Raw genomic sequence first — 12,024 nt, 5'->3', positions numbered from 1 at the left:
CTACACCCACCTGACCGGGGCCGTGCACGCCTGGTGTGGCGCACACCTGCTCCGTGACCTACGCCAGATCCACGACTCCGACCCGGACGGGCAGGTCTGGGCCCAGGCGATGGCCACCACCCTGCTCGACGCCCACCACGCCGCGAGCGCCGCCCGCCAGAACGGACAGAACGCGCTCACCCCCGAGACGCTCGCGACGATCCGCAACCACTACCTCGGCGCACTCGCCCGCGGCGAGACCGACAACCACGGRAAACGGAACCCGCTCRCCGCCGATGCCCGGACCCTGATCCGCCGGTTCCGCGCCTACGAGGACCTGATCCTGCGGTTCGCCACCGACCTGACGGTCCCGTTCTCGAACAATCTCGCGGAGCGCGACGTCCGGCCGGTCAAGGTCCAACAACGCGCCTCCGGCGGCTGCTGGCGCACCCTGGAAGGCCTCGCCGACTTCGCGATCGTCCAGTCCTACCTGTCCACCGCCAGCAAATGGGGCCTCGACACCCTCGACGCCCTCACCCGGCTCTTCACCACCGGCCCCTGGCTACCACCAGCGGCACAACCCGTCTGATGACCAGCACAATCAGCTACGACGCCAGCTGAACAGCTACGGTAGTCCTGGGTTCATCCGGGGTGCTGGCGGGGGTTCTCGCTGTGCACGACGTCGTGCCGGCCTCTCCTTGTCGGATTCCGCCTTCCTTTAGCTGATCTGTGCTGCCCGCAGGTCGCCAGTCGCCTCGCCGGCTGGTGTCGGGGCAGGTCACCGGCGTCGTCGCCGGCTTTCACCGCCTGCTCATGGCGGGTGTTGTCGCACCCGGATGCCCCCGTGGTCGGTGCGGCCAGGTCCTTGCGCGCCTCGTATTTCGTCGTGCGCGCATTTTGACGGTCCTGCCGCGTCTGCCGTTGCCCTGCCTTCCTTTCAGGGAGGGYCGCGGGGTTTGTCCGGGTGGGTTGGGCCGTCGGGCTGCCCTGTGCCCGGGGGTCGTTTTCTGCGTGGCTCGTGCCTGTTCCTGCGCACCTGTTCGGAGTCGTGATGACCGGCCGGCACCTTTCCCCACGTCGTCCTCTGTCGTTTGGCCGGAAGCTGTGGCAGCGCCGTTCCCGGGTACGCCGGGTCGCGTTGTTGCTGGTACCGGTGCTGGTCCTGACCGGCATCTCGCTGGTGGTCCTGGACCGGGTCACACATCCGCATCTGGTGCCGATCTCGGAGCAGAACCCGTTCAGGGACCTGAAACTGCCCCACTCCTCAGACGGCACCGCCGAGGACCAGGCGCACCAGGTCCCGGCCTCCGCGACCTCAGAGGGCGGCGCGCCGGGGGCGGCGGCGGTCGCGGCCGAGCTCGGGACGGTGGACGGCGCGGTACCGGTGACGCCGGAACAGGCACCGCGGAAGGTGAAGATCCCACCTGGGCAGGGCGAGATCCGGGCCCCGGACGTGCCAGCCGGCGCCGAGCGCCCGGCGCCGGGCGAGCTGGCACCGTCGGTGCGGGAGCCGGGCCGGGTGCAGGAGGGCCGGGTCGAGGTCGAGTCGGGCCGCACGGAGCGCTCGACGGTGTTCGCGAACCCGGACGGCACGTTCACCACAGAGCTGTCCGCGCAGCCGGTGCGATTCAAGGACACCGCCGGCCAGTGGGTCGACGTCGACACCCGGCTGGGGGAGCGGACGGGCGGCCGGTATCGCCCGGCGGCGGCGCAGGCTCCGGTGGACATCGCCGGGGCGGCGGATGACCCACAGCTGGCACGGGTGGAGCTGGGCCCGGGGGTGTCGGTCGGGTTCGGGCTGGATGGGGCGGCCGCCTCGACGGGCAGGTCCGAGGACAACACGGTCGCGTTCGCCGGGGTGCGCGAGGCGGCTGACCTGCAGTTGTCGGCGGCGAACAGCGGGCTGAAGGAGGTCATCGTCCTGCGCTCGGCACGGGCGCCGACGAGCTGGTCGTTCCCGCTGACGCTGCAGGGCCTGACCGCGAGCCTCGACCAGCAAGGCCAGGTGGTGCTCGCCGGTACGGATGGCAAGCCGGTCGCGCTGATCCCACGCGGGTGGATGCAGGACGACGCCGGCGCGACGTCGGACGCGGTGACCTACCGGCTGGCCGAGCTGGCCGGCACCGGCCAGACGGTGCTGCAGGTCGGCCTGGACGCGGGGTGGCTGGCGGCGGCGGGGCGGGTGTTCCCGGTCCGGGTCGACCCGACGGTGACGGACCTGTCCGAGGGCGCGGATGACACCTACGTGTCGTCGGCGACCCCGGGCACCGCACACGGGACGGACGAGTCACTGCGGGTCGGGCTCGACGGCGCCGGCGAGGTGAACCGCGGCTATCTGCGTTTCCCGACCGACCCGGTGCTGGCAGACGCGAACATCCTCTCGGCGACGGTGAGCCTGTACACCGAGGCGTCACAGGACGCGTGTGACCCGCATCCGGTGTCGCTGCACCACGTGTCGACGCCCTGGTCGGGGGTGACGTTGACCTGGCCTGGGGCGTCGGTCGGGGACGAGGTTGCGCAGTCGAGCTTCTCCCACCAGGCCGGGAACGGTGGCTGCGGTGCCGGGTGGGAGACGTTCGCGGACGGGCGGATCRGCGAGCTGGTCGAGGACTGGAACAACGGCTCGAACCAGAACTACGGCCTGTCGATCCGCGCGTCCGAGACAGACCCCGACCACTACAAAGAGTTCGCCTCCCAGGACTGTGCCTGCTCCGCACCGGGCACCCCCGGCGATCACCGCCCGCGGATGTCGGTCACCTGGACGCCGTATGACGCGCAGTACGCGTGGCCGACGGGATCGCCGGTGTGGGACAAGCCGGTGACCCCCACCGACCAGGGCAAGATCAAGATTCGGGTGACGAACCTGGGTTCGGAGACCTGGCGACCGAACGGCGACTACAAGCTGTCCTACCACGTGTACAACGCGGCCGGGACGACCCTGATCACCGACCAGGGCTATCAGACCGACCTGCCCACGGCGGTCGGCCGCGGCCAGAGCATCGACCTGACCGCGATCGTCGACAAGTTGCCGGCGGGCAGCTATCTGATCAAGTTCGACATGCAGGACGTGGACCCGTCGGGAAGCACGTGGTTCTCCGACTACGACGTCTCGATGTTCCCGACCGGGGTGACGTCGAGTACGGCGAGCGGGGTGCGGGTGACCGATGCGAACCCGGACGACCTGCAGTCGGTGAMCACGTTGCGCCCGGTGCTGACGCTGACCGGCAACCAGGTCGCGCTGACATACGAGTTCCAGCTGTGCACCAACCCCGATGCCGCCTCCGGTGACTGCTGGAGCTCAGGCGCGGTGTCGGGTGTGGGGACGACGGGGACCTGGCAGGTGCCAGTCGGGGCGCTGGCCTGGAGCAAGAAGTACTACTGGCGCGGCCGGGTCTCCCTCGCCGGGTCGTCGAGCCCTTGGACGTCGCCGATCGGCCTGTATACCCAGGTCCAGGGGCCGATCACGAGCCGGCACTTCGGCGCCGACCCGTATGTGCCGTCGGTGGCGTCAGTGACGCCCCTGATCGGGAACTACACCTCGGCGACCACTGACATGACCGTGGCCGGMACCGGCCCCGCACTCGGGGTGACCCGGACCTACAACAGCCAGAACCCCTATCCGGGGATGTTCGGGGTGGGCTGGTCCTCGCAGTGGGACATGAACGTCAAGGCCGACGACTCCGGTGAGGGCAACCTGGTCGTGCGCTACCCGGACGGCCGGGAGGGCCGGTTCGGCCGCAACTGGGACGGGTCGTACGTCTCCCAGGACGGCCAGTACGCCTTCGTCCAGGCCCCGAGCCCGAAGGTCGCGTCGTTTACCGCGGCGAACTCGATCAGCTCGCTGGGTCTCGCGGACACAGGGCAGAGCTTCGAGATCCTCTCCGGTACCTGGGGGATCAACGGGAACAACGCCTACCTGGCGACCTCCGCGGTCCTTAAGCCGAGCGTCGCGGTACTGCAGGCACCGGCCGATGGCCTGATCCGGATCGCCGTCCCGGCCGCGCAGGACAACCTGGGCCTCGCGTTCCGGGTCCAGGACGTCGACAACCTGTGGGCGCTCTACCTCAAGCCCTCGACGAACGCGCTGATACTCGCGAAACGATCCGGCGGGACGACCACCACGATGGCGACGTTCACCGGGGCCTGCTGTGCCGCGAACGACACGTTCGCGGTTCGGATGGCCGGGTCGGCGTTGACGGTGTACCGCAACGACCGGGTCGTCGGGACCTACAGCGATTCGGCGTTCTCGACGGCGACGAAGGCTGGCCTGTACGCGACTGGTATCGGGTCCGGGCGGATCGGCTCGGTCGCGATCGTGGCCGAGGCGCACCGCGACACGTTCACCAACCCCAACTCGGCCAGCGATCTGGGCGCGACCGACGACGGCGAGGTCTGGCACTCCGGGACGGGAACAGGCGCTGGCACCTGGGGAACCTCCAGCAACCAGGCCTATCTCGCGACCGCCTCTGGCAACCGCAACATCGCGACCGTGACCGGCGCCGCGGACGGCACAATGTCCTTCAAGCTTCCGGTCGCCCAGGCCGGAATGGGGCTTGCGTTCCGTTACGCCGACGCGGACAACTACTGGCGCCTGGTCGCCCAGCCCTCGTCGAACACCTGGCAGCTGGTCAAACGCGTCGAGGGCGACGAGACCGTCGTCGCGACGTCCAGTGCCGGGTTGTGCTGCACCGCCTCCGACACGATGACCGTCATCACCAACGGCCCGTCGATCGTCGTGCAGCGCAACGGCACCCAGATCCTGTCCACAACCGACCTGGCGGTGTTCTACGGCAGCCGCGCCGGCCCGTTCACCGAGACCACCGGCGCCGGCCGGTTCGACGACTTCACCGCCACCGCCGCCACGACCCTGACCGACAAGTCCGGGTCCGCGCACACCTTCCGCTCCGACGGACGCCTCGCGCGCATCACCGACGCCGCGGGCCGGCGTCTCGATCTGACCTATGACAGCAACGCCAAACTGACCCTGATCACGAACCAGACCACCCAGCGGACCCTGGCGTTGACCTGGACCGGCGACCACGTCACCTCCCTGGCCACCCAGAACGTCGCCGCCCACAGCGGGCCGCTGACCTGGACCTATGGCTACGACGGCGACARCCTCACCACCGTCACCGCCCCCCACTCGGCCGACCCGACGACCTACGACTACGCGTTCAACGGCAAACTCGGAACGATCACCCTGCCTGAGGGCAACCGCGACACGGTCATCGGCTACAACCTCGACAACACCGTGGCCTGGCGCGAGGACGKCGAAGGCAACCGCACAACCTTCACCGTGGTCGCGACCAACCCGAATTCGATCATCCGGGTCACCGATCCGAACGGCCACGACCAGGACTGGGAATACCACAACGACCAGCTGATCTCCCGGCGAGACGACATCGGGAACCGGCAGTTCGTCTACAACGACAAGGGCTTCCTGAACCAGACCGTCGACGAGAACGGCAACATCGTCCGGACCGACACCGACGAGCGCGGCAACGTCCTGGCCCGCACCACCGCCCGGTCCTTCCTCGACGACGTCGTAGACCTCAACACCGAGTACTTCGACTACTACCTGGGCGCACCCGGCGACCCGCGCAACGACGTGGTCACCGTGCACCGCGACGGCCGGTCCGCCACATCGACGGATAACACCTACGCCACCGTCCGCACCTACGACAGCTTCGGCGACCTGATCTCCAGACAGTCCCCGCCGACCTCCGACTTCCCGTCCGGCACGACCGCGACCTCGGCGTACTCGACCGGCGGGGAGGCTGYGGCCGCCGGCGGCGGCACGATTCCCCGCGGGCTGCTGATCTCCGCCACTGATGACCGCGGCAAGACCACCACCTACGGCTACGACGCCAAGGGTGACCTGCGCCGCGAGCAGGACCCGGCCGGCCTGGTCCACGAGTACACCTACGACGAACTCGGCCGGCGCCTCACGTCGAAGGAGATCTCCGACGCCTACCCCGCCGGCCTGACCACGACCACGGCCTACACCGAACTCGGCTGGGTCGCCCAAGTCACCGAACCGCCGATCACGAACCTGATCACCTCGGTGGTGCACACCCCGGTCACGACCAACGAGTACGACGACAACGGCAACCTCACCCAGACCACCATGTCCGACGCGACCGGCGGTGACACCGCCCGCGTCACCACCATCGACTACGACGACGCCGACCGGGAGACCGCCCGCACCCGCGGCGCCGGCTCATTCCCCTGGGCAAAGACCCAGACGACTTACGACCCGAACGGCAACGTCGCGACGAGCACCGACCCCAACGGAACGGTCACCTCGTTCACCTACTCCGCGCGTAACCTGCTCGCGTCGACGACGGTGGACGACTTCGTCGACGACCCGGTCGCTGGCTCCTCACCCCACGACGTCGTCGTCGAGTCGCGGGCCTACGACCCGGCCGGCCGCCTCGCCTCGGTCACCGACGCCGAAGGCCGCACCACCCGGCTCACCTACTGGCTCGACGACCTGCCACACCGCACGATCCTCGTCGGCTACCGACCCCCGGACCTGACCGTCGGCGAACTGGCCACCACCGGCGCCTACGACCTCGTCCTCGACGAGCGCGCCTACGACGCCGCTGGGCACGAGACCTCAATCACCAGCGGCAACGGCCTGCGCACGACAGCGACCGAGTATGACGCCGCCGGCCGACCCATCGTGAAGACCCTCGACCCGGACGGCGTCGCGCGCCGCACCGACCTGACCTATGACGCCGGCGGCAACGTCCTGGCCAGCGAGACCACCATCGCCGGCACCACAGCGTCCGAACGCACCGAATACAGCTACGACGACGCGTCCCGGCCGACATCGCGGACCGTGCGCGGCTACGACGATGACGACCTCACCGAAGACATCATCCGCGACGACCGAGGCCTCGTCACCAGCACCGTCGACCCCCGCGGCCACAACCCCTCCGGCCCGCCGAACGCCGCCTACGTCACCGACCAGGTCACCGACACCCACGGCCACGTCGTCCAGACCGTCGAACCGCCGGTGGACGTCGAGGAGAACGGCGCCGCGGCCACCTCGCAGCGGCCATCGGAGGAGGTCGGCTACAACACCTTCGGCGAGATCACCCACACCCGCGACGCCCGCAACCAGGTCACCGTCACCACCTACGACCACCTCGGCCGGGTCACCCAGAAGACCTACCCGTCCTACACCCCACCCGGCAGCTCGGCGATCGTCCCGACCGAGCAGTGGTCCTACGACGACAACGGCAACCCGACCAGCCACACCGACACCCGCGACCAGACCAGCACCACCGTCTACGACAAACGCAGCCGACCGGTCGCGGTCACCGACCCGCAGGTCACCGGCGCACCCGACCCGGGCGTCACCCGGATGATCTACGACGATGCCGGGAACCTGCTCGACACCGTCGACCAGAACGGCGCCTGGACGATCTACGCCTACGACGACCTCAACCGGGTCTTCGCCGCGTCCACCACCGAACGCGCCACCCTGTCGGCGTTCACCACCTACTACGACCACAACGACGCCGGCCAGGTCACCCGCGTCCTACGACCCTCGAACTTCGCCAGCGGCGCATCGGTCCGCTCCACGTACAACGGCGTCGGCGACCTGAGCGAGACCACCGACGAGGCCGGCAAGACCACCACCTACGAATACGACCTCGCCGGCCGGCTCAACGCGGTCATCGACCCGCTCGGCCGGGCGACCCGCTCCACCTATGACCGCGCCGGCCRCCAGATCGCGACCGCGCAGTACTCCGACACCGACGACTTTCTACGCGCAGTCGGGTTCGGCTACGACGCGGCCGGCAACCTCACCTCCCGGACCGACGCGAACGGCCACACCAGCACATACACCTTCGACGGCCTCAACCAGCCGCGCACCATCACGGTCCCGGCTTCGTCCGGGGTGTCGATCACCACCTCCGCCGGCTACGACGCCGCGGGCAACCGGACCCGGCTCACCGACGGCAACAACCATCCGACGGTCTACACGTACAACTCCCTCGGCCTGCCCGAGAAGACAATCGAACCCTCCACCACCGCCTACCCGGACCTGGCCGACCGCACCTGGCACGCCAGCTACGACGCCGGCGGCCTGCCCGTCACGCTTGCCGAGCCCGGCGGCGTCACCCGCAACGCCACCTACGACGAACTCGGCCGGCGCACCCTCGAAACCGGCTCCGGCAGCGGCGTCACCGGCGCCGCCCGCTCCGCGGCCTACGACCTGGTGGGCAACCTAACCGAGGTCGGCTCGGCCGCCGGCGACGAACAGTTCACCTACAACGACCGCGGCCTCCTTCTCGACAGCTCGGGTGACCTGGGCGCCTCGTCGTTCGTCTACGACGAGGACGGCCGGCTGTCCCAACGTTCCGACGGCTCCACGTTCAGCTTCTACCACTACGACGCCCGCGGCCTCCTCGCCGCCGTCGACGGCGCCGCGACCAGCGGCACCCGCGTCTACGACTACGACGACGCCGGCCAGCTCACCTCCATCGACTACGACGGCGGCACCGGCGCCCTCCGTGCCTTCGACTACGACCAGCTCGGCCGGGTCACGTCCGACGAGGTCACCGGCCCCGGCGGCACCCTGCGCGCCCAGACCTACGACTACGACAACAACGACAACCGGACCTCCACCACCATCAGCGGCTCCGGCGTCGCCGGCGCCGGCACCCAGACCTACGGCTACGACTGGGCCAACCGGCTCACCTCCTGGACCAACCAGGCCAGCACCACCACCACCTACGCCTGGGACGCCGGCGGCAACCGCACCTCCGCAGGCGGCACCACCGCCACGTTCGACGCCCGCAACCGGCTACTCACCAGCGGCACCACCACCTACACCTACACAGCCCGCGGCACCCTTGCCACCAAGACCGCCGGCTCGACCGTCACCACGACCGTCTTCGACGCCTTCGACCGGCTCATCTCGCACACCGTCGGAACGACGACCACCTCCTACACCTACGACGGCCTCGACCGGATCGCGAACCGCACCCACGGCGGCTCCTACAACTTCCTCTACAACGGCGTCGAGAAAGAACCCGCCACCGACGGCACCTCCGGCTTCGCCCGCGGCCCCGACGGCACCCTGATCGGCGCCGGCACCGGTGCCGGCGACTGGGTCACCCTCGGCGACGCCCACGGCGACATCGTCGCCGCCTTCACCACCGACGGCACCTCACTCACCGAAACCCGCAACTACGACCCATTCGGCAAACCCCGAACCCCCGTCAGCACCGACCTGCAGATCGGCTACCAGGGCAACTGGACCGACCCCGACACCGGACTCGTCGCCGCCCAAGCCCGCTGGTACGACCCAGACACCGCCACCTTCCTGACCCGCGACACCTACCCCCTCCCCTGGACCGGCACCCCCGCCGACAACCGCTACACCTACGCCGCCGCCAACCCGCTCACCAACAGCGACCCCACCGGATTCGTCCTCGATGGCACCCCTGGCAAGGCGCCCGCCTCCGCCAGCACCGTCGCCGCCCAGCAGGCCGCGGTGAAAGCCCAGCAGGCGCAGAACGCGCAAAATGTCCAGAACGCGGCGCAGAAGCAGGCAGCGGCACAGGCCGCCGCGAACAAAGCACGCGAGGAAGCGGCGTTCTGGGCAGGCGTCAACGCCGCACTCGCCTTCCAAGAAGCGGAACGCAAAGCACGGGCCGAGGCTGAGTTCTGGGCAGGCGTCAACGCCGCACTTGCTTTCCAGGAAGCAGACCGACAGCGAGCCGCCCAGCAAGCTGCCCAAAATGCGGCACAACAAGCCGCGCAGCAGGCGGCACAGAACGCGGCATACGAAGCTGCAGCACAACGAGACCGGGACCAGGCAGGTCTACGGGCAGCCCAAGACGCCGCTTACCAGGCGGCCCGTGTGGCCGATGAAGACGCTACCCAACAGGCTGCGGTAGCAGCCGTGCAGCCGACTCAAGTGAACAAGTTGACGGACCCTACGCTGGTATGGACGTCGCAGGCTGGCGGACCGACCTATACGATTGCGCCGTCGACCCGACCGGCGGTCGGCCCATGGGATAACTCGAACGCTTACGATCCGAACGCCAAGGCTACGGCGTCTGATTACAAGAATCTGGCGAAGTGGGAAGGTAAATCTGCGATCTGCCCGGCGGTAGGACTATGGCGTCATTTGGATCAAGCCTGYCGTCTGTACGGAATCTACCTGCATGGTGATGGTTCGCCGGTGGCCATCGACCTTGAAGCTCTGTACAAGAAGGATGGTGGAGTGAGGCAGTCACTCGACGACGAGGCCGCAGGTGCGCGGACCGCGGCTGACTACTTTGCCCGGACTACGGGGAGGACGTCGTTCCCGATTACCGGTACGGCCAGCGTGGCTAGCAAATACACGACAACTGAGGAGGGAGACAAGACCCTCGGGGGCTTCCAAGTCTGGAGTGGCGGGGAGGTGCGCGTCGTGGGAGATCAAGTGACGCTCACCGTCGGCATTAATTCGGAGGATCGCTACAATTTCGACAAGGGTAAGAGTGACAAGGTCACCGGAACGCCGGATGATGTGAACGGTCGGTTCGAGGTACTCGGCTGGGCTCATTCATTCGACACGTATGGATATGTTGAGCGGACGTACACATGGACCCTCGGGAATCCGGGCAGTGCGTCGGTCTCGGGGGGTCCGTCACGGTGACTGGGCGGCTCGCAGCACGGCGGCGGGACCAAGATTTTCCTGCGCCGGGTGGCTGTTCACTGAATGGTCTAGGATGGGACGTGTGAGCATGGATGGCAGGCAGAGGCGGCAGCCTGGGTGGCGTGCGAGCCTAGTAGTGCTCTCGGYCAGCGCACTGGTAGCCGGGGCACTGGGGGCGTGCGGCCCGACGGCGTCGGCTCCGGCATCGTCCGCGCACAGCTCCATCCCGATCACCGCTGGGCGTGACGCCGGGCGCAACCCAGCCGATGGCCCAGAGCGATTCGACGCTGGACCCGTACTGGRGGAATTCCCGGCTCTAGGCGACCCGTTGGTGGTGGTCTGGGAGACGGGCACCTATGGCGGCGACAAGAGCGGCCGCGGGTTGAACATCCCGGGGCCAGAATCCTACTGGATCGACGCAGTCATAACGCTAGATCCTGACACGGCGGCCAGGCTACGCGACATTCCATCATTGGCTCCGTCGACTGTTCCCGCGCTCTCGGCGCGATTGGCCGGTCGACTGCCTGCGGACGCCKCCTGGCTGAGTAGCGAGGGGCTACGGTTGGCGGTGGCAAAGAACGGGCACTGGTGGTTAAGCGATGCCTACTTGGCTACCTCCGCTGAAACCCTGGTTATTCGTGCACGGAACCTCTAAAGATCTTTAAGGTCCGAGGTTAGGGTCTTGATCGGGTCGGTGTGGCTGGCCGTGTGGCGGTGACGCCAGGTGTATGAGGTATCCGGATGGGGGCGGTCTGACCGCGGTGGAGCGGGYTGTCCAGGAGCGGGTGCGGGTGGCGGCCGCCGAGATGTTCGCAACCGGGGCGTCGGATCGGGAGGTCGCCTGGTGCTTCCGGGTCTCGCTGATGTCGGTGAACCGGCGGCACCGGGCGTTCGACAGGGCGGGATCGAGGCGTTGGCGTCGAGGGGACCGGGTGGGGCCCGCTGCAAGCTCGACGATGCCCAGCTGGCTGGGCTAGCCGAGGCGCTGGACACCGGGCCGGCGGCGRCAGGCTGGGTTGACCAGTGCTGGACGCTGGCCCGGATCGCGACGGTGATCGATCGCATGTTCGGCGTCGACTACACCCTCGGCGGGGTCTGCTATCTGCGGCACCGCCTCGGTTGGAGCGTGCAGGTCCCCACAAGGCGGGCCAGCGAACGTGACGACGCGGCGGTCGCGGCGTGGAAGGACCAGGTGTGGCCGGCGGCAAAAGGACCGCGGGCGACCTGGGCGCCTGGGTCTGCTTCGAGGACGAGGCAGGCCAGGGTCTGAGAGGGTGTTCCGTCGGTTGATGTAACAGGTGAGCGGTAGCGGCTTGATGTCTGTTTCGCCTGGTCGCGGGTCTGATGGTCGGGTTGTCGGGTTGCGGTTCTGGGTGGTT

General features: G+C 68.6%; 3 protein-coding genes. All 3 read left to right on the top strand.

What is annotated here, in order from left to right:
• Positions 1 to 568 (top strand): IS66 family transposase (locus BL253_RS38195; protein ID WP_158230514.1); only part of this gene is annotated, 568 nt, incomplete at its 5' end.
• A gap of 462 nt (positions 569 to 1,030) precedes the next feature.
• Positions 1,031 to 10,645 carry a DNRLRE domain-containing protein gene (locus BL253_RS38190; protein ID WP_081439102.1) on the top strand — a complete coding sequence of 3,205 codons (9,615 nt, stop codon included), beginning with the start codon at positions 1,031 to 1,033 and terminating at the stop codon, positions 10,643 to 10,645.
• A gap of 844 nt (positions 10,646 to 11,489) precedes the next feature.
• Positions 11,490 to 11,915, top strand: coding sequence for a winged helix-turn-helix domain-containing protein (locus BL253_RS38185; protein WP_241835519.1), 426 nt, complete (start codon positions 11,490 to 11,492; stop codon positions 11,913 to 11,915).
• Positions 11,916 to 12,024: the final 109 nt, after the last annotated feature.

The sequence above is a fragment of the Pseudofrankia asymbiotica genome (assembly GCF_001983105.1).
Lineage (GTDB): Bacteria > Actinomycetota > Actinomycetes > Frankiales > Frankiaceae > Pseudofrankia > Pseudofrankia asymbiotica.
Note: the sequence above shows the minus strand (reverse complement) of the source record. Positions and strands in the feature narration are given on the sequence as shown.